Raw genomic sequence first — 23,641 nt, 5'->3', positions numbered from 1 at the left:
ACAAAACGGGCATTGAATACGGCGACTATACAATGAATCATGTGCTTGGGTGTTCTAATGACTGCAAATATCCATAGGGTATTATCATCCCCCAAAAAACGTAGTATGCCTCCGGTGACTCCGAAAGTTACGGGTAAGGTGGAAGCGCATAGTATTGCGCTGGCTTGTGGAACGCCACCCTTTGAATACGCACACAATCGCTTCGTTGTATCACACATTTGTACCTCGTTATTAACATTTAGATATTACACAATACTCGGTTAGTGAAGATACCGTGGATTTTGTATTTTTAGGTGTGAAAATTAGTAGGTCCATTGGGCTTTGATCGGATGATAGAAGCACAAAGAAAATCGGAATGCGCTGGGGATTGACCGTTTGTAGTTGCTGTTTGATAGTTTTATATACGAGCTAAATAAAAATAACATTTATGCAGTAGACATTACTTAATATACCATGATTGATTTTTATTCTGCGTATTGTAAAAGCATTGTGATTTCAGTATTTGAGTGTTAAAATATGAGTATCATATAATAGGGGTGAGGATATGTATTTACAAAAAGAAGAACTTTTACAGCTCTCCCAGGATAATCAATTAATTGATGCGTATGAAAAACATAATTTTCATAATATTTCTTATGATTTACGATTAGATAGCATTCAATGGGTAGATCATTCACCTCAAGTGAGCGTATCCCATGTATTAAAACCAGGGGATAGTGTTTTTGTTTCTACTATGGAAACGATTCAGGTACCTAATGATATGATGGGCATCATTATTCCTCGTAATTCATCTATTCGCATGGGGCTTGATATTGCAGCTCCGGTATATCAACCGGGGCATCATACCAGAGTATTTGTCCGTGTTACAAATATTGCAGATAATGAGATTACTATCAGCCAAGGTATTTCTCTTTTTTCTATTATGTTTTACCGTTTAGAAAAAGATGTGACTGATCCGTATGAAGGGATATATACGGATCAATTTGATTTTGCCGATGTAAAAGGGGTGCATTCTGTACAGACGGCGATAGCAAAAGTGGCCCAATCTGAAAAATCCGAAATTGCATCTATGGTGCGTAATATTTACGCTACAGTATTGACACTTATGTCTATTTTTATTGCCATGTTTTCTATCATGATAATCAATGGAAGACTATTGCCAGAAATTCATAATGGATATGGGGTTATTTTCATTAATCTTGTCTTAATTGGGACGGTAGCGGCGTTTGTGGGGATGGTGTCTGTGTTGTTTGATACTATTTCTCATAAAATACGAAACAGTTTATTTGGTATATTTGTGATGTGCTTTATTGGAGCTATGTTTTTTGTGCATTTTATGTGATGTTTGGGGAAATAAAAAATAATGGTAAGGGCCAGAAATTCGTGATATGGTAAATTACGGTTTTTTGGCTTTTTTTGTAGTTTTAATTTACTAGAATTACATGATCATCGGATCATGGTATTTATTTGGAAAATAAAAGAAGAGGAGATATTTTTCTGGCATATCAATATAACAATACGGCAGGAGATATTGAATTAGATTGCGGCTAAATAGAAATAGCGCTACACAATTGATGAACTAAAAGTTATGGTGCACTGGTGATGATAGATCAAGGAGGATGGCATGAAAATATATAAATCTGTTTGTCCGTATGATTGTCCCGATGCGTGCGGGTTGTTGATATATGTGAAGAATGGGCGTGTCGTCAAGGTGGCCGGTGATCCGGCACATTCCTTTACGCGAGGGACCTTATGCCCGAAGATGGCGCATTACGAACGGACGGTGTATTCAGAGCGACGGCTGCTGACGCCGCTCTGCCGCTGCGGCCCTAAAGGGAACGGTCAGTTCCGCCCGATAACGTGGGAAGAGGCGTTGGCGAAAATTGCCGCTGCATGGCAGGGCATTATTGAAAAATATGGAGCCGAGGCGATCCTGCCTTACTCGTATGCCGGTACGATGGGAATCGTTCAGCATGACGCCCTGCATGGGCTGTTTTACCTGCTGGGAGCGTCCCGGCTGGACCGCACGATTTGTGCTCCGGCTAAAGGTCATGGCTGGCGGGCTGTCATGGGCAATACGCTGCCGCCGACACCGCAGGAGGCCCAGGACAGCGACTTGATTATTTTATGGAGTATCAACATGCTGGCGACGAATTTTCATTTTCGGCATGATGTAATGGCGGCACGAAAGCGTGGAGCCGCGGTCTGGTGCATAGATACATACGAAACAAAGACGGCCCGTGATGCCGATCGGTTTGTACGGGTCCGGCCCGGTACGGATGGGGCTCTGGTTCTCGGGATGCTGCATATTATCGGGCGGGACGGGCTGGCAGATGACGCGTTTATCAGTCAGTATGTTCTGGGTTGGGAGGAACTTAAGGAAACAATTCTTCCTAAGTATACACCGGCGTATACGGCAGCGATTACAGGTGTACCGCCGGATTTGCTGGAAGAACTGGCGCATGCCTATGGGGCGGCGCGGGCGCCGTTTATTCGTCTTGGCAGCGGACAGTCTCGCTATATCAACGGAGCTATGACGTCACGGCTGATTACTTGCTTGCCAGCTATTGTCGGTGCTTGGGCAAAAAAAGGCGGCGGACTGCTGGCATCGACTGCTGGCAGCAAGGCTTTTGATAAAGGAATTATCAGTCGTGACGAGTGGCTCCGGCCTGACTGCCGTCTCATCAACATGTGTCAAATTGGAAATGCACTGCTGGAGGAACGACACCCGCCGGTTCAAAGCTTGTTTGTCTATTCGTCGAATCCGGCCTGTACCGCGCCGGATCAAAATCAGGTACTACGGGGATTGGCACGGGAGGATTTGTTCACTGTCGTCCATGAACGATTTATGACGGATACGGCACGATATGCTGATATTGTTTTGCCTGCCACGACGTCGCTGGAACATAGTGATATTTATTATTCGTATGGACATTATACGATTCAGCGCGGAGAGGCTGTCATTGCCCCCCTGGGAGAGTGCCGGTCCAACTGGCAGGTCGCCCAGGGACTGGCTCGGGCGCTGCATTTTTCACAAGACTTTTTCGGGCAAAGCGAGGATGACCTCATTGCGCGGCTTATTTCTACGACGGAGCAATGGGAACTGCCGGTAGACCGCGTTCGTCTGGCTGCCGGAGAGCCTGTCGAGCTGCCGCTGCCGGAGGCGTATAAGCTCCGTTATCAAACAAGATCCGGTAAGATAGAAATTTTGAATACCGGAGAAATTCCGGCATTGCCGGTATATTTCCCGCCTCATGCCGGCAAGGGGATGTATCGCTTCGTCAATGGCGCGGATCCGCGTATTTTGGATTCGTCCTTCAATGAACGGTCGGAATTGACACGTTCGCATATTATGGTCCTTTTTATGCATCCGGAGGATGCCGGTCGTGAACATCTGCGCGAGGGGCAGCGTGTTACGGTGGAAAACGAATGGGGAAAAGCGGAATTTACACTCCATCTCACAGAATGTACTGCGCCGGGGCAAGTTGTTTCAGAAGGAGTATGGTGGATTGAGCATGCGCCGGGGGACCGATCGGTGAATGCCCTTACCTCACAGCGGCTGACGGATCAGGGGGGCGGCAGCACCTTTTATGATGTTCAGGTCAATATTCGAAGCTAGCGTATGATCGCATTACGCGGTATAGCGTGTGCTGATATGGATGGAAAGCAGAAGCATCCTGCTTGTGATATGCGTATAGCAGGCAGGATGTATTTACATAGAGGCGGCTGGTTTACAAATGATGATATATATGTAAAACCAGCCCTTTTCTTGTTTGCAAAATATCGTTGCCTTATATTTTTCGGCAAACGAGGCTAAGGAACGCATGCCGAAGCCGTGTCCCTGATGCAGGGTGACAGGAAGACCGTCGGATCCCAAAAGTACGGGCGAGTCAAATTGATTTTTGACCATGAGCTGCAGCTTGACTTCTTGTATATGCAGATCGATTTGCAGCCTCCGCTTGTGAGGCGGCTGTTTTTCACTGGCTTGGAAAGCATTTTCCAGCAGATTGGACACGACAGCTGCCAAATCTGTTTCATTAATGCCGATGCGGGCAGGAACAACAATGTCATATTGCAAGGGAATAGCCGCTTGACGAAATTTTGTGATGTAAACGGATAAAACGGCGTTGATCAATATGTTTTGGCAATAGGTGTGGATGGCTATTTGCTGCATATTTTCTTCCAGTGATTTAATAAAGCCCAACGCTTCTTCTTTATGATTGGTCTGGATCAGAGAATACAAGATTCGAAAGTGGTGCCGCATATCATGGCGGAGGAGGGCGAGGGCTTTTTTTGATTCCTCCAGCAGGCGGACTTGATCCTGAATAGAATTAATTTGCATGAGCAGTAATTGATTATTGTGGCGCAGTTTGACACGATCCTGGAGCCATTTTAAATTTTGTGTAAAGCAATAGCAGAGGCAGATAGTGCATATTCCGAAGATGATTCTGGCCGACAGCTGATGCCACGGTGACGTATATCTGTCAGCTGTGAGATACACATTACAGATAAAAAGAAAAAAAGGAAAAAAGCTTATTTTGGACCAGTAATAGTTGTCTATATAATAGGTAATAAATAATCTTGTGAAGTAGTACCGGATGGCTTGAAATGTGATCAGAAATAATATTAAATATATGATCAAGTGAGCATATAAAAAAGCAGGGACCGTTGTTATACTTGGGAGCAGCAGCAAATGAAATGCTCCGGCCACCGTATGCAGTAAAAACGCATAAATAAATTGGAGACCGGCTGCAAATATATGTTGGGACACATGGCTGGGAATACATACGAAATTAATGAGCAGGAATGGTATCCAAAGTATGTAAAGCATGATTTTGACGGACGCGACGGTCAGAGGAATTAATTTGACGGATACTAAAAAGGATATGATAACATATTCTGACAGGAGGCACATCCCATATAGCTTTTTTAATTTTGTGATTTGCTGCGCAGCTATGAAGGGGCAGAAAGGAAGATACCGGATATAGATTCCGGTACCGATAACGCATATGACTAATAATGTAATAGAAAAGGCTATAGTGTAAAACATGAAAACACCTTGTATCATGGAGTATCAAAAACTCCACTACCTTTCTCCCTGACAGGGGGATAAATAATAGCTCTTTATTATGGGGTGCTTCTTCTGATCCAAAACAATAATGGCTACTATTTATTGGCAAGATTCATAACAACATCTGATTACATGAGGATATCAGCGATATGATTGGCTCCTGACTATTTTATACAGGCGGTCTTCCTATAAAATCGATTGCAGCAGAATGGATCGGGATAATAAAGATGGGATCCGATTCCCTGCTGTCTCATCGTGAGCAATCAGATATGCAGAAGGCGTTATCCATGAAAAAATCGCCTATATGAGATATGCTGATGATAACTGTTGAGGAATTTCCTTGGCAGTTATTTTTTATATATGCAAACCAGAAAATGTTGGAATATATTCTTAGACGTTCTGATATTCCATTCAAATCAAGTATGAAAGCGTCCGCAGTTGTGGAGTGCGCGGCGTCATGATTTTAGAATATATATTGTCGATTCAGGGAAAAAAATGTATGCGTGAGGTCAAATATTCATTTTAAAATAAAATGTTTTATATAATAAATAATAACTTTTGGTTTTGATTGTTTTGAAAAACGCGTGCATGGAAGGACAAATTTGATGCGGAGGGAGGAACGTGATGATAAAAGTTGCCATTTGCGATGATGAAGTGCAGCAGGTACATGCTGTCAAAAGAGCAACGGAAACTTATTTTTCCCAAAGAGAGGAAAGCGTCATGTGCAGTATGTATGACAATGCCTTTACGTTTTTAGAGGAAATAGAAAACCGGACATGGTTTGATATTGTATTTCTTGATATTTGCATGCCGGATATTTTGGGAACAGAAATAGCGGCAGAAATGAAGCGTCAAAAATCGCAGGCAGAAATTATATTTTTGACGACGAGTACAGATTTTGCCGTGGAGGCGTTTTCGTTGGGGGTGACTCATTATCTTGTCAAGCCGTATACGCAGAAGCAGTTTGAGGAAGCTATGGACAGAGCCATGTTTAATTATAATAAAGCGCACAGTTCAAAAATCATTTTCAAGCTCATCGGAGGAGGAATTCGCGTTATCGAAGTAGATGATATTTATTATATAGAAAGCGATTCTCACATTCAGACAGCATATATCCGGGGAAATCAACATGTGAGAGTACGGCAGAGTCAGGCACAGCTGTTGAAAGTATTTGGCAGCCTTGTGCCGGGCCAATTTGTCATGCCGTATAAAGGATATGTTGTCAATCAAAAAGAAATATGCGTGATCAAATCAAGCTATATTGAAATGTGTGACGGCAAGCACATTCCGTTGGTCAAACGGGAATATAGAAATTTTCAGGCACAATATTTTCGATATATTTTCCAGCGGCATTAGCGCCAGAAGTACCTTATGACAGACCGGTCTTTTCAGTATGGAGTTGTTGGATGACATCAGACTATATCAAAGGGCAGAAGCAAACCGTATCGTAACAGACTGGCGGCAGGCGGAGCTGCTCACTGTATACGGAGGAGGAACATATGGAAGAAATTAATTTAGTTACCAGGTATAAGGCAAAATCTCCCTTTGCAGAGGCATATAGGGCTGTTCGGACTAATTTACAGTTTTCCGGTGCCGGCAGCGCCATCCAATGCATTATTTTTACCTCCGCCGCCCCCAGAGAAGGTAAATCAACGACGGCAGCCAATATGGCAATCATGATGGCACAGGATGGGAAGAAGGTGCTTCTTATTGATGCGGATATGCGCAAGGCAGTTCAGCATATTATTTTTAATTTGCCTAATAAGGGACTCAGTAATTGCATTTCCATGAATACCCCTTTTGAAGAGGTGGTGCAGAAGGGAATTGCGGCTCCTAATCTGGATATATTACCTGGCGGGCCGATGCCGCCGAATCCGGCTGAATTATTGAATTCGGCCAATATGGCAGCGCTTTTGCGGCAGGTAAGGAACGTATATGACTATATCTTTATTGATATGCCGCCTATTATGGTTGTAACGGATGCGGCAGTTCTGGCATCGAAAGCCGATCGGGTCGTCTTGGTGGTTCGCTCAGGGGTGGTGCCTCCGGCGAGGCTGCAATCGGCAAAGGAAAGACTGGAGCAGGGCGGTGCCAGACTGCTGGGGGTCATCCTCAACTGTGTGCCGCAGTACCGTTGTGATAATTATGGCTACGGTGCTTATTATGATGAAAAGGCTGAAAAGCAGCATCATGAGAGTGCGCCGCTATAGCTGAAAAGGCATTCTGAAAAGGAGTTCATATATATCCTGCATTATAAAAAAACGAGTGAGTATTCCATTGAATGGATTTCTCACTCGTTTTTCAGCGGTAGAGCAGATACATGCTCTTTCGCTGACACTTCATGATCATGAGTTCTGCTGTCAGGCCGGAACATATACAGTCAGAAAGGAAGGCAGAATCTGTAATTCCAGCGGAAAATCAGGCCCTTTGTCTCCGTCCATATTCGTTGATAAGAACGGATCGTCCAGTAAGGTGATTTTGCCATGGGTCAAGGTTTTTAAGGTCATAAACTCTGAGCTGAGCGGCGTGCCTGCTAAAAATTCCGGAACAATTTTTAGCAGATCGAGATAGTTAAAGTCTTTAAACACTGCCAGCCATATTTTGCCGTCGTCAACGCGGGCTTGAGGCGCAATATTGCGAAAGCTGCCGACGGAGTTTGTCAGCATGGCAATGATCATAGGCGACCGGTAAATTGCCTGTCCGTCATCTGTTTCAATTTTAAAAAGAGACGTCTGATGTGTCTGCATGGCCTTGATCCCGGTCAGAAAATAGGCCAATGGGCCCAGCCGTGTTTTTTGCTCAATGGATACGTGTCCTACGGCAGCGGGCATGATGCCGGCTGCAATCGTATTGATAAAATACCGGTCGTTGGCCCTGGCAATATCCACGTTGACCGTTCTGCAGTTTTTGAGCATCGCAATGGCAGCTTCCGGATGAAGGGGCATTTGCAGCGCCCGGGCCAGGTCGTTAACCGTTCCCATAGGGATAAAGCCAAACTTGACGGGCTTGTTGCCCCGGGCCAGTCCGTTGATGGTTTCGTTGAGTGTGCCGTCACCGCCCATGCAAAATACCGAGTCAAAACCAGTTAGTACGGCTTCTTCGGCCCATTTTGTTGCATCGCCGGCTTGGCCGGTCTGACGCAGCTCGACAGCATCAAACATACTTTCCAGTTGGACTTTAAGCGTGTTTTTATGATATTTTGCCCGTTCGCGTCCTGCTGTAGGATTGACGATCAGCATGCACCGTTTCACGATGAATTCTCCTTCTTGCGATTGATAGTTTTTCATATAATGGATGTACTACTATTATAGCGATAAAAGGCTTTTAAGTGAAGACGGAATATGATATTTGTAAAAAAAATTTGCAGAATAAATTATTGACGGCAGGCATATACTGCTGACGGGAACGGGCTTATATGATATAGTAGAAATATATATGATATACAAAAGGGGGAGTTTATATGCAATTTGATTCCAGTCAGTATCCCTATACATCGCGCCGGGAGGTCGTTTATGCACGGCACGGCATGGTATGTACCTCGCAGACACTGGCTTCGCAGGCCGGTCTGGACATGCTGAAGCAGGGCGGCAATGCTGTAGATGCTGCTCTGGCAGCTGCAATCAGCTTGGTCGTATTAGAACCGACCAGCAATGGTCTTGGCAGCGATGTATTTGCCTTGATTTGGATAAAAGGGGATCTGTATGGATTAAACGGCAGCGGCTGGTCTCCCCAGCGACTCACCTGGGAGGCACTTCGGAACCGGGGCTGTGATGCTGTTCCCAAGAGAGGCTGGATGCCTGTTATGGTTCCCGGCGCGCCGGCAGCCTGGGCCGCGATACACCAGCGGTTTGGACGTCTTCCCTTTGCCCGGCTTTTTGATCCGGCCATTGCGTATGCGGAGGAAGGCTATGCTGTTATGCCTAATTTGGCGGCAATGCTTCGGGAAAGTGAAGCGGAGTTTGCCCCGTACCGGAATGAAGAGGCTTTTTCAGGTCTGTTTTCTACTTTTTTTCCCAACGGCAGAGCTGTTCGGGCCGGTGAAATTCTGACCCTGCCTGATCATGCCAAAGCACTGCGCCTGCTGCGGGATAGTCAGTGCCGGGATATGTATGAAGGGGAAATAGCCGGAGCGATTGATGCCTGGTCCCGAAAAACCGGCGGCTATATTCGCTCTGAGGACGTATCCGGATATGAACCGGAATGGGTAGAACCGATTCATACGGGCTATAGGGGATATGATGTGTGGGAAATACCGCCGAACGGGCATGGTCTGGTAGTCCTTATGGCGCTGAATATTCTTCGGGAATTTGCGTTTGAGGCGCGGGATACGGTGACAACTTTTCACCGGCAGATTGAAGCAATGAAGCTGGCCTTTACGGATGGGAAACAATATATTGCCGATCCTCGTTTTATGAAGACAAACCTTGCGTATTGGCTGTCTGAGGAATATGCTGCGCAGCGCCGTTGCCTTATTGGCAGTAAGGCTGTTCTGCCCGAACCGGTGGATGCTGATAACGGCGGGACGGTCTATCTTTGTACGGCAGATGGCGAAGGAAATATGGTTTCCTTCATTCAAAGCAATTTTGCCGGATTTGGCTCCGGTATTGTGATTCCGGGATATGGGGTGGCACTTAGCAATCGGGGCAGTAATTTTTCTATGGATTCAGCCAGTGATAATTGCGTCGGGGCCCGCAAAAAATCATATCATACGATTATTCCGGGATTTTTGACGCAGGGCGGAAAGCCCGTAGGACCATTTGGCGTGATGGGTGGCTTTATGCAGCCGCAGGGACAACTCCAGGTCCTTATGAATACGATTGATTTTCATCTCAATCCGCAGGCTGCGCTGGATGCGCCGCGGTGGCAGTGGATTGGCGGACGGGTCATCGAGGTAGAATCGTCTGTGCCGCGTGAGCTTGTGGCCGAATTGCAGGCGATGGGCCATGATATCGTCATTAATCCAGACAGTATGGCCTATGGCCGGGGACAAATTATCTGGCGCGATCATACCGGCATTCTTGCCGGAGCTACGGAACCGCGGGCCGATGGTGCGGTCGCAGCATGGTAATGTCAAATTAAATAATGATAAAAAATAAATATATATATGAAAAAGAAAGGCTGATGCGCTGTTTTTTATACCGCATATCAGCCTTTTTGCGTTTTTGTAAAAACGACAATGTCAATAAAATATTAATAAATTATTATAAAAACATGTACATAACATGGAAAAAGTGTATAATAAAGTTGTAATTAAAGATATATATGACATATATCTTTAATTATGGAAATATATATTGCAAGATAATGAAAGGTCGCAAGGGTGCGAATATGATGAAAGTACCTTTTCGGCTTTTTTTAGTGGCGTCATGTGAAAAGAGGGGAATCATTATGATGAATGAAATGGTAAAGGCTCCGGCCGTAAAACGTTCGGAAGGATTTATGGATTATTTCTTTAGTTCCTTTGGATTGGCTGAATTGGGGATCGGCGCAGTCTTGGGATTGGCGATCTGCCTGGCGGCCAGTACGTCAGCAGCGGTCTTTGTAGGGCCTATGCTGATTCTGTCTATCCTTGTTACTTTGCTCATGTTCCGGTGAGGCCGGTGCGGGGCGGATAAAATAACGTACCTGTTGTGCGGTGATGCGGCAGATACGTTATTTTTATGTGAGTTTTACGATAAGCCGGTTGGTTGGAAACTAGGGTGTCAATCAAGTCGTGACCTGGCTTTTCACCATCATCAGATATTTTTTGTCATGTACGGTATCCTTCCGATGACGTCCTTTCTTTGGTTGCCGCATGATTTGTTTACTTTACAATAAAAACTATATTCGTTATAATGAATTTAATATACTTATTAATTTTAACGTATCCTGATACAGGTGAAATATGGAATATAGTAAATTACATCATCCGACATTACGAGTGCTGCATATATTGGAGACTGTTTGCGACAGCGATAAAGAGCTGACCTTGACGGATATTTCAAATCAGACTGGAATCGCCAAAGGGACGCTTCATCCGATTATTATGACGTTGGCCCATGAAAGATATTTGAAGATACATAATTCTGTGATTACAATCGGTCAGCAGTGCTTCAAGCTGGGAAACGCATACGAACATTCACTGGATTATTTAGCTATTATCCGGCCGCATATGCGGGAAATCGTATCACAGTGTGATGAAATATGCCAGCTGGGCGTATTGGATGGTCCAGATGTATTGTATGTGGAAAAAACGGAACCGGATCAAGCTATACGGATTACGTCGCATGTGGGAAAAACGCTGGCAGCTTCTGCAACCTCTCTGGGGAAAGCCCTTCTTTCCGGATTGAGTGATGAAGCTATTCGTACCTTATATGCCGAGGGGTTGACACGATATACAGAAAAAACGACAGTTGATATAGATATGTTGTTAACGCAGATTGCAGCGGTCAGAGCTAATGGATATGCTCATGAAATCGGAGAGACGCATATAGAGGTAGAATGCTTAGCCGTACCGATTAGACGGGAGAATGATATTCTGGCTTCCATGAGTGTCAGTCTTCCTATTTTTCGTTCAACACCAGAAAAAGTTCAGTCTATTGTCTCTCTGCTGAAGCAGCAGGCAGTGCGCATTGAACAGGAAATGAAAATGATTCCTGTAAATAATATGGATATATCGTATAAAAAGTAATAGAATTACGCTGGTTATTAAAAAGGACTGCAGCAAAATGAGGGTTATTCCTTATTGCTGCAGTCCTTTTTTCTTACTTATCAGCAAGAATGTATTTTCCCCAATAGACAATCCATTCACAATATATCTAATGGCTAATCCCAATAATATTAAGAAAAATAAAAACAGAGATATAATTACAAAAAAAGCAGGATTAAGCATATAGCTATCCTGTTTTTCTATAATTTAATACTACTTCCTGCGGGTAAGGAACCTCTCATTCGTAATGTGTCCAACAGGAATGCAATTTCACTGTTTTTGTATCTTCAAAGATTTCGTAAACTAATCTATGCTGGATATTAAGACGTCTTGAATACGTGTTATCTCTGCATATTAATTTTTCATATGGCGGATTGTACGGATTCGCTTGCAGGACTTTAATCAAGACTTTCAGTTTTTTATACATGGCCGGATACTGATATATCTTTATCGCGTCTTGCTTAAATCTCTTAGTGACTTTGAGCTTGTACAAGGTGGTCTAAATCACCGTCAAAGTCTTCGCCTTGATCATCAAAAGATTCCCGCAGTTTTTCGGCCATTCCGGGGACGGACAGGATATATAAGGTTTCTTTCAGGCTTTCGTAGTCGGCTCTGGACATTATCACGACGTCGCTATCAATATCCTTGTTGGTCGCAATAACGGGGATGCTGTCAGCATTGACATCTTTTGCTATTTTAAAAAACTCTTTTCTTGCTTTTGATTGACTCATAATTTTCATACGATCACATCCTTTCTGTGTAATTTTATTATATCACACAAGTACATGTACTTCAATAAGAGCGTGTACCTATATGGCTTTCAGACAGATCAACTGTATCATTATCCTAAATTTATAGTAATAAATTTCTTTGCTTTCGCAAGAGATCTTTTTTACTAGAAGTTCCTTTGATCAGGTTCCAGTAAAATCACGTGTTCCAGTGGCAAAGCTAATTTACCTTGTGCCATAAAATTTGGAGTACCTTATCATTTTATTTTGGTTTTAGCAGTCTTTAATTATGAGGCGAAGAAGTTCTTTTGATAGGACGATCACGGGCCTTTGTTTTTATTTGCAATAAAAATGATTTACATTACTTTTAAGTATGGATTGAACATATATTATGCGTAAATACTATTACTATATGAAATAAAAAGCATTGACAGTGAATTTTACGAATGATATACTCGAACTAATATTAGAATATACAAACGTAATTAGTATATACAAACACAAAAAAAGGAGAGGATAATAATGAAGGGAATTCATGTCAGTGAATTAGATAATGTAGCAACCGCTCTTGAAGCATTGTCAAAAGGCAGCGAAGTTTTAGGTGTGACGATACGGGAAGATATTCCTAGCGGGCATAAATTTGCGACGCAGAATATTCGAAGCGGTCAGCCGATCATCAAATATGCATCTCATATCGGCATCGCTGCGAAACCTATTCAAGTCGGCGAGTGGGTTCATGTGCATAACTTAGAAGGTGAGCGCGGCCGCGGTGATACAGATCATACGGTACGGGAAATCAAACAACAGGTACATGGTACAAGGGAGATTGCCCATAGCTGTAAAAACTATGAGCTGCAGGGATATAGACGGCCGGACGGTTCTTTTGGTTTTCGCAATCACGTATTAGTAATTCCCAGTGTGCATTGTGCCAATAAAGTAGTTGAACGTATTGCTAATACATTTATATATGGTACTGCCTGTCAAACGACAGATACAAGTGTCGTATATGTTACGCATCAGCATGGCTGCAGTGAACTCAGCTATGACGCCCGGCAGACGCGGGATGTGTTGGCCGGGACCGGGGCCAATCCCAATGTAGCGGCTGTACTGGTGGTAGGCCTTGGCTGTGAAGGAGTTCCGGCTCGGGAAGTGGCTGATGAGATTAAAAGCAGAGCTCCTTATAAACCGATAGAATATCTGACTATTCAAGAAACTGGCGGTACAGAAAAAAGTATCAAAAAAGGAATCAAGATTGTTCAAAATATGCTGGATAAAGCTTTAACCGCTGTAAAAAGCAAAGGAACGCTGGCCGATGTAGTACTGGGGACAGAGTGCGGCGGCAGTGACAGCTTTTCAGGATTGTCGGCGAATCCAAGCTTAGGTGATGCATCCGATATCGTTATTCAGCAAGGCGGCAGCGTTATTCTTGCCGAAACGACAGAATTAATCGGAGCAGAGCATATTTTGGCAGCACGGGCCGTGAATGCTGCAGTGAGTCAGCAGGTCATGGACACTATTAAGGGGTTTGAGAATACTGTTATTCAGGCCCATGCTGATATTCGCGGTGCCAACCCAAGCCCGGGAAATATTGAAGGCGGGCTCAGCAGTATTGAGGAAAAATCACTGGGCTGTGTCTATAAGGCCGGAAATCAGCTGGTAGTAGCAGTAAAACAATATGCACAGCCCATTACTGATATTGGTCTTACCTTCATGAATACGCCGGGTAATGACATTGAACAGCTCAGCGGTATGGTGGCCGGCGGTTGTAATATATGTGTTTTTACAACGGGCAGGGGAACGCCTACGGGAAGTCCTATTACACCAACGATCAAGATTGCCTCCAATTCGCAGGTTTTCCAATCGATGAATGATTCCATTGATTTAAACGCCGGTACGGTAATTGAAGGTAAAAGAACAATTCAGGAAGTAGGAGAAGAAATTCTGGACTATATGGTAAAAATAAGCCAAGGGACGCGAACCAAGGCTGAAATCAATAAACAAAATGATTTCTCGATTTGGCGGTTGGCAACAACCGTATAAAGTGCGTTATAGTTTCATACGATATATATAAATGGAATATAAGTATTGGAAGGACGTGGTATTTATGAAAAAAATGATGACGCATGCCCGATATGGTGTTGGAGCGTTAATGCTTATGACCATCGTTATTAATTATTTGGATCGCACGGTTATGTCTGCGGCAGCACCTGCAATTATTTCTGACTTACATATTACGACTGCTGAAATGGGATTTATTATGTCTGCTTTTTTTTGGAGTTATGCCGCATTTCAAATTCCGGCCGGCTGGTTAGCAGACAGAATTGGTCAACGAATTTGTTTAGGTGTTTCTGTTTTGTGGTGGTCATTGGCAACGGTTGCAACTGCACTTGCTAGGACACCTATGGGACTTTTTATTTGCCAGGATATTTATGGGAACGGGTGAAGCTGGTGCGTATCCTTGTAATGCGGGTATTACTGCAAAATGGTTTCCTGATCATGAAAGAGGAAAAATGACCGCTATTTTTGATAGTGGATCCCGGTTTGGCACCGCATTTACGATGCCGTTGGTTGTTTGGATTATAGCAACGTACAGTTGGCATGTAGCGTTTATTATCTGCGGGAGTTTAGGCGTCATTTGGACATTGGTGTGGTTTTGGTATTATAATGATCCTGATAAACAAAAATATGTTAACGAGGAAGAGCTAAAATATATACGCAATGGGCAAAAAAGGGTGCACACTATAGCTGCGGTTCAACCCATGAAATGGTATGAATTATTCAGATATAGAAATGTTATTGCAATATGTATTGGCTTTTTCACATTAAATTACTCTATTTATTTTTTTGTCACATGGTTTCCCATGTATTTGGTGCAAGAGCGGGGCTTATCCTTTGCGACAATGGGATGGATGGCTATGCTGCCGCCCTTGACGGGGATTTTATCAGAGTGGTTCGGCGGTTGGCTGCTTGATTACACATATAAACAAACAAAATCATTGGACATAGCAAGAAAAACAAACTTGGTGGGCGGAATGGTGTTAGCAACAACTATTGCGTTTGCAGGCTTGTCTTCTAGTAATACTATATTAATGGTGTTATTATGTATTTCCTATGCAGGCTTATCTTTTGCCGGGAGTGCTATTTGGTGTTTGCCAGGAGACATAGCACCTCAAAATATGACGTCTGTCTTGGGAGGAATGCAAAACTGCATTGCGAATTTTGGTGGGATTTTAGGCCCTATTGTTACAGGCTTTATTATTTCTTCTACAGGCTCGTTTATTCCTGCATTGGGGGTATCGGGAGCGCTTTGTGTAGTGGGGGCTTTGATGTATTTGTTTGTATTAAAGGATATTAAGCCTATTGAGGCATGAAATCGTTATTAAGTAATTTTTGAATATTAAAATAGTATTTATTGACAATTATATTTTAGAAGAAAGAGAAGGTGAATGACAATGGATTGTAAATATTTTTGCCCGATTTTGACCTCTGTCAATGCTGACGGCACTGTAAACTATGAAAATATGCATGCGTTCTATGATCAAATTTTAGGTGCTGGCATTGATGGTATTTTGGTTGGCGGCAGCGCCGGCGAATTTTATGCCTTTACGTATAATGAAATCAAGGAGATGATTGCCGATGCTGTGAAATACATTGCTGGCCGGGGATTCGTTTTAGCTGGCACGGGCCGTATGGCAAAGTCCGAAACGATCAGCTTATCCAATGCGGCGATTGATGCCGGTGCTGATGCCGTTATTATTGTCGGACCATATTACAGTGCCTGCACGCAGGAAAATGTGTTCCAGTATTATGATGATGTGATGGGACAAATTCACGGTAATATTTTCCTTTACAATTTTGCAGACCGCACGGGGTATGACGTTTCCGGAGAAACGATACTGCGCCTGCTGGCAAAGCATACAAATTTTATCGGCGTAAAGGATACGCATCCCATACTGCGTCATACGCAGCGGTATATTCAGGAAATCAAAGGTCAATATCCAGATTTTATGGTATTCACCGGATATGATAATAACTGCATTCCCTCCGTTATTTCCGGCGGCAATGGCTGCATTGGCGCCTTGTCCAATGTATATCCGAATATGTGTCACAGTGCGGCCGAGGCACTGCGTAATGAAGATCTGGCGGCTATTCGTAAGATTCAGAGGCAGATAGATAAGCGCATGAAATTTTATGAAGCGTATCCGACCTTCAATCCGGTCATGAAATGGGCCTTGAAGGAACTGGGGCGGCCTATGCAGGAAAACTGCAAGGTACCGCTATCCTCGTTGACTGCCGAAGAAAAGAACCGTCTGGATGCCGTGGCAGATGAGCTGTGGCGTACAAAATAAACAATATATGAAAAACTCCCGAGCGGGCAGCTTCGGGAGTTTTTTTTCATGGATTTTTTTATGGATATTAATTTATAAAATAGTAATTTGGTCTTTAAGCTCTCTTTCAAAGCAAAGGCGGTGTTCTTTGGTGTACAGCCCGGGCATACCGCCGGTATGCATCAGAATGATTTGCGCACCTGGCTTTATCCGTTTTTCGTGAATCATATCGAGAACGGCAGCATACATTTTTCCCGTATAGCAGGGATCGAGAAGAATCCCTTCATGACGGGCCATTTGATAAATTGCTTTGCGTACGCTGGCATCCGGTTCGTTATAGCCTTTGCGGACATATCCTGTTTCAATATGAATATCACTGTCATCAAAATCATATCCGTAGGCTTCTTTGGCTTCAGCAAAATATTCATGGAGCCGCTGTTTTTCTTTTTTTTCGAAGGGCAGGATCGCAATACCTGTAAGCTTCAGCTTTGATTGGACGGCCTTGAGGCCGCAGTACAGACCGAGATATGTTCCCATGCTGCCAGTGGCGACATAGATATTGGCATTGTCGATATGCTGCTCCTTGGCCTGCATGTCAAGCTCGCGGGCGCAGTCGTAATAGCCCATCAGGCCGACGATATCACTGCCGCCCATGGGAATGACATAGACGATTTCTCCCTGCTTTTCCTGTTTGGACTTGATTGCGGTGACGGTTTCTTCTATCTGCAGGGACTGGTCGCGGCCATCATCTTTTTTGATGATGACCCGGGCTCCGAATATTCCGTCCAGAAGCAGGTTGGCGCTGAGCTCGCCCGGGTCTTTGCCGACAGTGACGATAATGCATTTCAGACCGTATTTAGCGGCTACGGCGGCAGTCAGGCGCCCATGATTAGTTTGTGGGGCGCCGACGGTAATGATCGTTGTGGCCTGCTGATTCATGGCTTCAAACATAAGGTACTCCAGCTTGCGGAGTTTATTTCCGCCGCCGCCGACCGGCGTCAGATCATCTCGCTTGATATATATTTCCCGGAATAATTCCTGCGAGAGGCCGGGAAGATACTGCAGAGGTGTAGGGGCTGGATCTAAAAACGAGATTTTTGGGTTGTGTGCGTTCATGGATAACGCCTCCTTTTGTATTCCATCGTATCATAATTTTATCCTGATGGACAGAGCGCTATTCATTATACACAAAAAAAATTGGGCTCCCACGCATGGTATTCACGCTGCAGGGCCCGGTCGGTCTATAGGGAAGGTGCGATATATGAAACAACAATAACCTCACAGCGACGGGATGTCCATGTGTTATTGCTGATTGCTGGCAGCTGCGATTACTGCAGGCTTGGAAGAATGTGAACCATTACATAGCTGATAATACAATATGAGACAGCCCCCATAAGAGCCGTACAGGGAATGGTCAGAACCCAGGCTGTGACCATCTGACGGGCGACGCTCCAATGGACGGCTTTGACGCGTTGTGCGGCACCGACACCCATGATGGAACCTGATACGACGTGAGTAGTGGAGACAGGCAGATGCAGCATCGTCGCAGCGAAGATAACGACTGCCGAGTTGAGATCTGCGGCAAAGCCGTGAATCGGATGCATTTTGAATATTTTTCCTCCGACAGTACGGATGATTTTCCAGCCGCCGACACTGGTGCCAAGTGCCATAGCCGCGGCGCAGAGAAATTTGACGATCGTTGGAACTTCCAGCGAGTTGATAAAACCGCCAGATACAAGTGCCAGTGTGATGATTCCCATGGATTTCTGCGCATCGTTAGAGCCGTGAGAAAAGGCCATAAGGGCAGCGGATATGACTTGAAGACGATTGGCCGTAATATTTATTTTGGCTGGTTTGTAATTACGGCAGATTATGAAGAGAATATTCATGATAATGTATCCCATGACGATGGCTGTGACAGGGGAAATGATAAGAGATAAGACAATTTTGATAATGCCCCAGTCATTCAAGGCTGCCGTACCGACAGAAATAAGAATGGCGCCGATCATGCCGCCGATCAGTGCGTGAGAGGAACTGGAGGGCATGCCGAACCACCAGGTAAGAAGATTCCAGGCAATAGCGCCTGTCAGGCCGGCAATGATGATCAATTCATTGATCATGGCGGGAGATACGACGATGTCGCCGCCGATCGTTTTGGCGACGCCTGTGGAGATCATAGCGCCGATGAAGTTCAGGACGGCTGTGCCGACGATGGCAATTCCCGGACGGATGGCACGGGTTGATACACAGGTGGCGATAGCATTGGCTGTATCATGAAATCCGTTGATGAAGTCGAATACCAGGGCCAGGACGACGACCATGATAATAAAATATGTATCAAGCATATTTCATTGTCACCTCTTTTATCACATTTCCCAGACGTTCTACATGGTCTGCTGTTTCCTCCAGCGTACTTAAAATGTCCTTCCAGCGAATTACATCGAGAATAGGAACGTTGCCGGAAAAAATACGGGATAATTCACGGCGGTACATGTGGTCTACTTCTGTTTCCAACTTGCTGAGCCGGTTGGCCCGCTCCATCAATTCGGCTTCGTTGCTGCTGATATCCTTGAGCAGCACAAAAATTTGTTTCAGTTCTTCGCCCATGGCTTTCAGCTGTTCGGTGATCTGTATGGCGACAGCCGGTGCTTTTTCTACATGATACACACTGGTTCGCATTAGCGCGCCATGCAATGAATCGATACAGTTCTCTAAAATACAGGTCAGGCGGTAGAAATCTTCTCTATCGATCGGGGTGATAAAAACGCGGCATAATTTGATAATGACGTTTTGATTTGTTTTATTCGCAGTGTGCTCTAATGCTACTACTTCCTTGATATGTATGGAAATAGTAGATACGTCGCGCATGACTTCGTTGGCAATTTCGGCGCCGCGGTGAAAATTTTCGGCATTGGATATTAAATAATTGAAAAACTCTTCGTGCTTGTTACTGATGCTTAGCATATAATCTACCTCCTGATTTTTATATTTTCAGTATAGAAGAAATGGTTTGGTATTGTGAAAAATTATTGTAAAGATTGTGTAAAGTATTTCTTTTTTCTTTACTTAATGAAACGGTATATTGGGAAAGGCATGTTTGGAAAAAAACGTTTTTTTTATGTATAGGTATGCTATAATGAAAACAATGTGACAGTGCCTGAAATCCGATGTATTGTGTTCATGGCATAAATGACAGAAAAATATAAAGGAGGACTTACATCATGTTGAAAACACGGAAGGTAGTTATTGTCGGTGCTGGCCATGTAGGCTCTCATGTTGCGCTGGCGCTTATTCAGGCCGGCGAAGCTGATGATATCGTGCTGATTGATTTACTTAAAGAAAAGGCGGAAGGGCATGCCATGGATATGGATGATGCAATCAGCGGTGCCGTATGCGGCCATGACGCAGCCATTCGTGCCGGTGGCTACGAAGAGCTTGCGGATGCTGATATTTTAGTGATGGCCTTTGGTCGCAGCCGACGGCCCGGCGAGACCCGCCTGGATATGTTTGATGATTCGATTCGAATGGCCAATGAGGTGATTTCTCATTTGCAAACAGTTCATTTTCAAGGCATCATGATCAGTATTTCCAATCCGGCGGATATTATTTGTGAATATATACGCCGCCGTATGGGCTGGGAACGGAACCGTTGCTTTTGTACCGGGACGAGCTTGGAAACCTACAGACTCCTGCGTGTTCTGGCGCATCGCACGGGCTATGCGCGTCGTTCTATCCAGGGATTTTGCATGGGAGAACACGGTAATTCCAGCTTTATTGTCTGGTCGCGGATTTTTATTAATGGCAAACCCTTCTTAGACCTGCATAAGGAAAAGGCAGAATTAGCCGGCTTGAGTCTGGAACAGCTTCAGGAGGAGGTCAAACGGGCCGGTGATATCGAAATTGATGGTAAAGGCTGCACTGAATTTGGAATTGCCAATGTGGCCTGCATGCTTATTACGGCTATTTTTCATGATCAGAAGCTAGTGTGGCCTTGTTCGACGGCATTAGATGGTGAATACGGGGAACAACATGTCGCTGCCGGTGTGCCCTGCGTCATTGGAAGGCAAGGCGTGGAGAATATACTGGAAATGCCGATTACGATGGACGAACAGAAAAAATTCCACGATTCCTGTAATATTCTGCGGGATTTTCTCAAGCGGGCTGAAGAAATTCAATAAAAAAACAGACAGGCATCTTTTGGGGGAGCCTGATTAGTATCAATCTGAGGTGGGATTATGAGTGAAAACAGAACGGGCAACAGTATTCATCCTGTTGATGAAATGTTGCCACTTTCAAAGTTATTTGCTTATGGATTGCAGCATGTACTGGCTATGTATGCCGGCGCGGTGGCAGTACCTATTATTGTTGCACAAGCCATGCATTTGACGCCGGATCAGCTTATTCATTTGATTAATGCTGATTTATTTACCTGCGGTATTGCTACATTGATTCAGACACTGGGATTTTGGAAGGTCGGAGCACGTATTCCCATGATCCAGGGAGTGACCTTTGCTTCGGTTACGCCGATGATTTTGATTGGTATAGAGCATGGGATAACGGCTATTTATGGGGCAATTATTCTTGCCGGTTTATTTACTTTTTTTATTGCGCCATGGTTCAGCCGTCTTATCCGTTTTTTTCCTCCGGTCGTTACCGGTACGATTATTACGATTATCGGAATTACGCTTCTACCGGTGTCTGTACGGTGGATTGGTGGGGGTGGCAGCCCGTCGTCTCCTGACTTTGCCAATCCGATGCATTTATTTTTAGCTTTCATCACCTTGGGGATTGTTATTCTGGTATATCGGTATGGCAAAGGTTTTGTAAGCAATATTGCCGTGTTGATCGGCTTGATTTGCGGCACGGTTATCGCTATGGTTCTGGGGCAGACGGACTTTGCCGAAGTAGGGAGATCAGATTGGTTTGGGATCATTACGCCTTTTTCCTTTGGATTTCCTACCTTTGATGTGGGATCGGTTATTTCTATGATTATTGTGATGCTTGTCGTCATGGTAGAAACGACCGGTGATTGTATTGCCATTGGTGAAATCGTAGGTAAGCCTATTGGCAGAAAAAATCTGGCGCAGTGTCTTCGGGCAGATGGGCTGTCTACCTTTATCGGAGGGGTTTTTAACAGCTTTCCGTATACGGCTTTTGCTCAGAATGTAGGTTTGATTGCCGTTACGCGCGTAAAAAGCCGGTTTGTTGTAGCGGGATCGGGTATTATTTTAATTGCCTTGGGATTATTTCCTAAAATGGCAGCTGTTGTTGCCTGTATTCCCAATTCCGTATTAGGCGGTGCCGGATTGGCAATGTTTGGCATGATTATTGCGAGCGGTATACGGGCTTTGTCCAAAGTGGATTTTGAGGGGAATTATAATTTAATGCTGGTAGCCGTTAGTATTGGGATCAGCATGATTACGCTGACTGTTCCCACTTTTTTTCAAAATTTTCCTGATGCGGCTAAAATTATTCTTCAAAGCGGCATTACGCTGGGGAGCTTGACTGCAGTTGTTTTAAATCTTATCTTGAACGGCGTGGGCGAAGAAGCGGCTGTGGAGGAAGAGTAGACAGAATTTTATGATGAAAAGAAAAAATGTATTGCTGAGAAAAATTATGCTGCTGGCGTGTGTTCTTATCCTGACGGTCAGTATCGTGTCCGCTGCGGAAGCCATGCCGCTGGCCGCTCAACCGCTTTCTACCGGCGTGACGGTAGATATCAAAACGGCGGATAAGACGGTGCAGCTGGATAATGCCGGTCTTCCGGCCAAACCGGTCCCTGTTTCGACAGAAAAGAAAATAGGTATCAATCTTGCCAGCCGCATTTTGATTTTGTATGAAGGAAGCATGAAAATACGTATGTATCCTGTTGGCGTGGGAAAGACAACGACGCCTACGCCGACTGGCTTTTATTATGTGCAGAATAAAGAAATGGACCCGACGTGGATTGATCCCGATGATACCAGTATACGGATTCCTTCGGGTCCGGAGAACCCGTTGGGATATCGTTGGATCGGGTTTTATGGCACCTATGGGATTCACGGTACAAACCGTCCCGGTACCGTGGGTTCATACGTGTCCAATGGCTGCGTCCGCATGCATGAAGAAGATGTGGAGGATTTATATCCACTGGTACGTGTGGGAACGCCGGTTACGGTATATTATGATCGTATTGTTATTGACAGCGCACCCGATCATACTGTGGCCTATTATATCTATCCTGATGGATACGGCTGGCAGCAGGTGAGCGTGCAGGACGTAAAGAAGGCGCTGGCCGGATATGGTGTGGAAAATTTTGCCGAAGCGCCGGCCATTGCAGCTAAGATAGGCGCTTCCGACGGATTGCCTGCCTATGTTGCTAAAGCCTATGATTTGATTGTCGATGGCCGCAGGTTGTCTCAGCGGGCCTTGGAGAAGGATGGCATCATGTATGTCCCGGCCGTCTCCGTTGCGACCGCGCTGAGGTTGGATCTGCATTGGAATGGCAGCGGCAGGGTGCTGACGAGTCCCTATGGAACCGCACCGGGGATCGTCAAAAGTGATGTGGTCTATGTGAAGGGTACCGATGCGGCGGCTTTGTTTCATGTAATGGGGCAGCTCACGTCGGATTTGCAGTATGTCATGGTCTCTGTCCGGCAGAATGTATCGGAAGATAAGGGGCCGCAGAAAAAAACGGAGCCCGCATCGGCAGTGCCGGTAAAACAGCAAACGAAACAGAAAACAGCATAGGCGGAAATTCTCCGAGTTCGGCAATTTGTTATCTGGTCTTTGTAGGTATATAATAAGAACTGTTGTGTAACGAGTTGTCGAATTATAAGGAGTATGA

21 protein-coding genes are annotated in these 23,641 nt (G+C 44.7%); 14 read left to right on the top strand and 7 right to left on the bottom strand.

The window, feature by feature from the left end; genetic code table 11:
* Positions 1-544 precede the first annotated feature (544 nt).
* Positions 545-1,342: a dCTP deaminase domain-containing protein gene (locus AB840_RS06495; RefSeq protein ID WP_048514025.1), complete on the top strand. Its 798-nt coding sequence runs from the start codon at positions 545-547 to the stop codon at positions 1,340-1,342.
* A 282-nt stretch (positions 1,343-1,624) separates the two neighbouring features.
* Positions 1,625-3,619 carry a molybdopterin-dependent oxidoreductase gene (locus AB840_RS06490; protein WP_048514024.1) on the top strand — a complete coding sequence of 665 codons (1,995 nt, stop codon included), beginning with the start codon at positions 1,625-1,627 and terminating at the stop codon, positions 3,617-3,619.
* 93 nt (positions 3,620-3,712) lie between these two features.
* Here the strand turns inward: AB840_RS06490 and AB840_RS17080 are convergent, their stop codons facing one another.
* Positions 3,713-4,342 (bottom strand): sensor histidine kinase, encoded by a 630-nt coding sequence (locus tag AB840_RS17080; protein WP_160300561.1) that lies wholly within the window; start codon positions 4,340-4,342, stop codon positions 3,713-3,715.
* A 1,353-nt stretch (positions 4,343-5,695) separates the two neighbouring features.
* Between AB840_RS17080 and AB840_RS06480 the strand changes: the two genes are divergently transcribed.
* Both AB840_RS06480 and AB840_RS06475 read left to right on the top strand, forming a co-directional pair.
* Positions 5,696-6,427: a LytR/AlgR family response regulator transcription factor gene (locus AB840_RS06480; protein WP_048514022.1), complete on the top strand. Its 732-nt coding sequence runs from the start codon at positions 5,696-5,698 to the stop codon at positions 6,425-6,427.
* Positions 6,428-6,570: 143 nt separating this feature from the next.
* Positions 6,571-7,281 carry a CpsD/CapB family tyrosine-protein kinase gene (locus AB840_RS06475; RefSeq protein ID WP_048514021.1) on the top strand — a complete coding sequence of 237 codons (711 nt, stop codon included), beginning with the start codon at positions 6,571-6,573 and terminating at the stop codon, positions 7,279-7,281.
* A 150-nt stretch (positions 7,282-7,431) separates the two neighbouring features.
* On the opposite strand, the gene AB840_RS06470 is transcribed toward AB840_RS06475, so the two are convergent.
* Positions 7,432-8,322: a diacylglycerol/lipid kinase family protein gene (locus AB840_RS06470; RefSeq protein ID WP_048514020.1), complete on the bottom strand. Its 891-nt coding sequence runs from the start codon at positions 8,320-8,322 to the stop codon at positions 7,432-7,434.
* Between the two features lie 209 nt (positions 8,323-8,531).
* Here AB840_RS06470 and AB840_RS06465 point away from each other — a divergent pair, with 209 nt between their 5' ends.
* From AB840_RS06465 to AB840_RS06455, 3 genes are all read left to right on the top strand, one after another.
* Positions 8,532-10,139 carry a gamma-glutamyltransferase family protein gene (locus AB840_RS06465; protein ID WP_048514019.1) on the top strand — a complete coding sequence of 536 codons (1,608 nt, stop codon included), beginning with the start codon at positions 8,532-8,534 and terminating at the stop codon, positions 10,137-10,139.
* Between the two features lie 320 nt (positions 10,140-10,459).
* Complete coding sequence (locus AB840_RS06460) at positions 10,460-10,666, top strand: hypothetical protein (protein WP_048514018.1); 207 nt, start codon at positions 10,460-10,462, stop codon at positions 10,664-10,666.
* 289 nt (positions 10,667-10,955) lie between these two features.
* Positions 10,956-11,741: an IclR family transcriptional regulator gene (locus tag AB840_RS06455; protein WP_048514017.1), complete on the top strand. Its 786-nt coding sequence runs from the start codon at positions 10,956-10,958 to the stop codon at positions 11,739-11,741.
* Between the two features lie 256 nt (positions 11,742-11,997).
* Here the strand turns inward: AB840_RS06455 and AB840_RS18260 are convergent, their stop codons facing one another.
* Both AB840_RS18260 and AB840_RS06450 read right to left on the bottom strand, forming a co-directional pair.
* The gene (locus AB840_RS18260) at positions 11,998-12,186 is read right to left on the bottom strand and encodes a Txe/YoeB family addiction module toxin (protein WP_354523340.1); all 189 of its coding nucleotides are present in this window, start codon (positions 12,184-12,186) and stop codon (positions 11,998-12,000) included.
* A gap of 43 nt (positions 12,187-12,229) precedes the next feature.
* Complete coding sequence (locus AB840_RS06450; protein WP_048514016.1) at positions 12,230-12,499, bottom strand: type II toxin-antitoxin system Phd/YefM family antitoxin; 270 nt, start codon at positions 12,497-12,499, stop codon at positions 12,230-12,232.
* A 510-nt stretch (positions 12,500-13,009) separates the two neighbouring features.
* On the opposite strand from AB840_RS06450, the gene AB840_RS06445 reads away from it, so the two are divergent.
* From AB840_RS06445 to AB840_RS06435, 4 genes are all read left to right on the top strand, one after another.
* Complete coding sequence (locus tag AB840_RS06445) at positions 13,010-14,527, top strand: UxaA family hydrolase (protein WP_072061781.1); 1,518 nt, start codon at positions 13,010-13,012, stop codon at positions 14,525-14,527.
* 64 nt (positions 14,528-14,591) lie between these two features.
* Complete coding sequence (locus AB840_RS17555; RefSeq protein WP_200809955.1) at positions 14,592-14,930, top strand: MFS transporter; 339 nt, start codon at positions 14,592-14,594, stop codon at positions 14,928-14,930.
* The gene (locus AB840_RS06440; protein WP_200809956.1) at positions 14,830-15,858 is read left to right on the top strand and encodes an MFS transporter; all 1,029 of its coding nucleotides are present in this window, start codon (positions 14,830-14,832) and stop codon (positions 15,856-15,858) included. Before AB840_RS17555 ends, AB840_RS06440 begins: the two co-directional genes overlap by 101 nt.
* An 81-nt stretch (positions 15,859-15,939) precedes the next feature.
* Entirely contained in the window at positions 15,940-16,836 is an 897-nt protein-coding gene (locus AB840_RS06435) for a dihydrodipicolinate synthase family protein (RefSeq protein ID WP_048514015.1), read from the top strand.
* Positions 16,837-16,908: 72 nt separating this feature from the next.
* Here the strand turns inward: AB840_RS06435 and AB840_RS06430 are convergent, their stop codons facing one another.
* The 3 genes from AB840_RS06430 to AB840_RS06420 form a co-directional block, all read right to left on the bottom strand.
* On the bottom strand, positions 16,909-17,931 hold the full coding sequence (locus AB840_RS06430) for a 1-aminocyclopropane-1-carboxylate deaminase/D-cysteine desulfhydrase (protein WP_048514014.1): 1,023 nt from the start codon (positions 17,929-17,931) through the stop codon (positions 16,909-16,911).
* Positions 17,932-18,143: 212 nt separating this feature from the next.
* Positions 18,144-19,160, bottom strand: coding sequence for an inorganic phosphate transporter (locus AB840_RS06425; protein ID WP_048514013.1), 1,017 nt, complete (start codon positions 19,158-19,160; stop codon positions 18,144-18,146).
* Complete coding sequence (locus AB840_RS06420; RefSeq protein ID WP_048514012.1) at positions 19,153-19,779, bottom strand: DUF47 domain-containing protein; 627 nt, start codon at positions 19,777-19,779, stop codon at positions 19,153-19,155. The genes AB840_RS06425 and AB840_RS06420 overlap by 8 nt, the downstream gene beginning before the upstream one ends.
* Before the next feature lie 257 nt (positions 19,780-20,036).
* Here AB840_RS06420 and AB840_RS06415 point away from each other — a divergent pair, with 257 nt between their 5' ends.
* The 3 genes from AB840_RS06415 to AB840_RS06405 are packed head-to-tail and all read left to right on the top strand — an operon-like array spanning position 20,037 to position 23,544.
* Positions 20,037-20,993, top strand: coding sequence for an L-lactate dehydrogenase (locus tag AB840_RS06415; RefSeq protein WP_200809957.1), 957 nt, complete (start codon positions 20,037-20,039; stop codon positions 20,991-20,993).
* 57 nt (positions 20,994-21,050) lie between these two features.
* Positions 21,051-22,385, top strand: a complete 1,335-nt coding sequence (locus tag AB840_RS06410; RefSeq protein ID WP_048514011.1) for a nucleobase:cation symporter-2 family protein — start codon at positions 21,051-21,053, stop codon at positions 22,383-22,385.
* A gap of 10 nt (positions 22,386-22,395) precedes the next feature.
* Positions 22,396-23,544 (top strand): L,D-transpeptidase, encoded by a 1,149-nt coding sequence (locus tag AB840_RS06405; RefSeq protein WP_072061780.1) that lies wholly within the window; start codon positions 22,396-22,398, stop codon positions 23,542-23,544.
* Positions 23,545-23,641 lie beyond the last annotated feature (97 nt).

Origin of the sequence: Megasphaera cerevisiae DSM 20462, from assembly GCF_001045675.1 — a bacterium.
Classification (GTDB): domain Bacteria; phylum Bacillota; class Negativicutes; order Veillonellales; family Megasphaeraceae; genus Megasphaera; species Megasphaera cerevisiae.
This window is presented reverse-complemented; position numbering and strand designations above follow the sequence as displayed.

What these genes read in the sequence shown, in the direction of transcription:
- AB840_RS06495 (WP_048514025.1), top strand. Translation starts at nt 545, where the DNA reads ATGTATTTACAAAAAGAAGAACTTTTACAGCTCTCCCAGGATAATCAA.
- AB840_RS06490 (WP_048514024.1), top strand. Translation starts at nt 1,625, where the DNA reads ATGAAAATATATAAATCTGTTTGTCCGTATGATTGTCCCGATGCGTGC.
- AB840_RS17080 (WP_160300561.1), bottom strand. Translation starts at nt 4,342, where the DNA reads ATGCAAATTAATTCTATTCAGGATCAAGTCCGCCTGCTGGAGGAATCA.
- AB840_RS06480 (WP_048514022.1), top strand. Translation starts at nt 5,696, where the DNA reads ATGATAAAAGTTGCCATTTGCGATGATGAAGTGCAGCAGGTACATGCT.
- AB840_RS06475 (WP_048514021.1), top strand. Translation starts at nt 6,571, where the DNA reads ATGGAAGAAATTAATTTAGTTACCAGGTATAAGGCAAAATCTCCCTTT.
- AB840_RS06465 (WP_048514019.1), top strand. Translation starts at nt 8,532, where the DNA reads ATGCAATTTGATTCCAGTCAGTATCCCTATACATCGCGCCGGGAGGTC.
- AB840_RS06460 (WP_048514018.1), top strand. Translation starts at nt 10,460, where the DNA reads ATGATGAATGAAATGGTAAAGGCTCCGGCCGTAAAACGTTCGGAAGGA.
- AB840_RS06455 (WP_048514017.1), top strand. Translation starts at nt 10,956, where the DNA reads ATGGAATATAGTAAATTACATCATCCGACATTACGAGTGCTGCATATA.
- AB840_RS18260 (WP_354523340.1), bottom strand. Translation starts at nt 12,186, where the DNA reads ATGTATAAAAAACTGAAAGTCTTGATTAAAGTCCTGCAAGCGAATCCG.
- AB840_RS06450 (WP_048514016.1), bottom strand. Translation starts at nt 12,499, where the DNA reads ATGAAAATTATGAGTCAATCAAAAGCAAGAAAAGAGTTTTTTAAAATA.
- AB840_RS06445 (WP_072061781.1), top strand. Translation starts at nt 13,010, where the DNA reads ATGAAGGGAATTCATGTCAGTGAATTAGATAATGTAGCAACCGCTCTT.
- AB840_RS17555 (WP_200809955.1), top strand. Translation starts at nt 14,592, where the DNA reads ATGAAAAAAATGATGACGCATGCCCGATATGGTGTTGGAGCGTTAATG.
- AB840_RS06435 (WP_048514015.1), top strand. Translation starts at nt 15,940, where the DNA reads ATGGATTGTAAATATTTTTGCCCGATTTTGACCTCTGTCAATGCTGAC.
- AB840_RS06430 (WP_048514014.1), bottom strand. Translation starts at nt 17,931, where the DNA reads ATGAACGCACACAACCCAAAAATCTCGTTTTTAGATCCAGCCCCTACA.
- AB840_RS06425 (WP_048514013.1), bottom strand. Translation starts at nt 19,160, where the DNA reads ATGCTTGATACATATTTTATTATCATGGTCGTCGTCCTGGCCCTGGTA.
- AB840_RS06420 (WP_048514012.1), bottom strand. Translation starts at nt 19,779, where the DNA reads ATGCTAAGCATCAGTAACAAGCACGAAGAGTTTTTCAATTATTTAATA.
- AB840_RS06415 (WP_200809957.1), top strand. Translation starts at nt 20,037, where the DNA reads ATGTTGAAAACACGGAAGGTAGTTATTGTCGGTGCTGGCCATGTAGGC.
- AB840_RS06410 (WP_048514011.1), top strand. Translation starts at nt 21,051, where the DNA reads ATGAGTGAAAACAGAACGGGCAACAGTATTCATCCTGTTGATGAAATG.
- AB840_RS06405 (WP_072061780.1), top strand. Translation starts at nt 22,396, where the DNA reads ATGATGAAAAGAAAAAATGTATTGCTGAGAAAAATTATGCTGCTGGCG.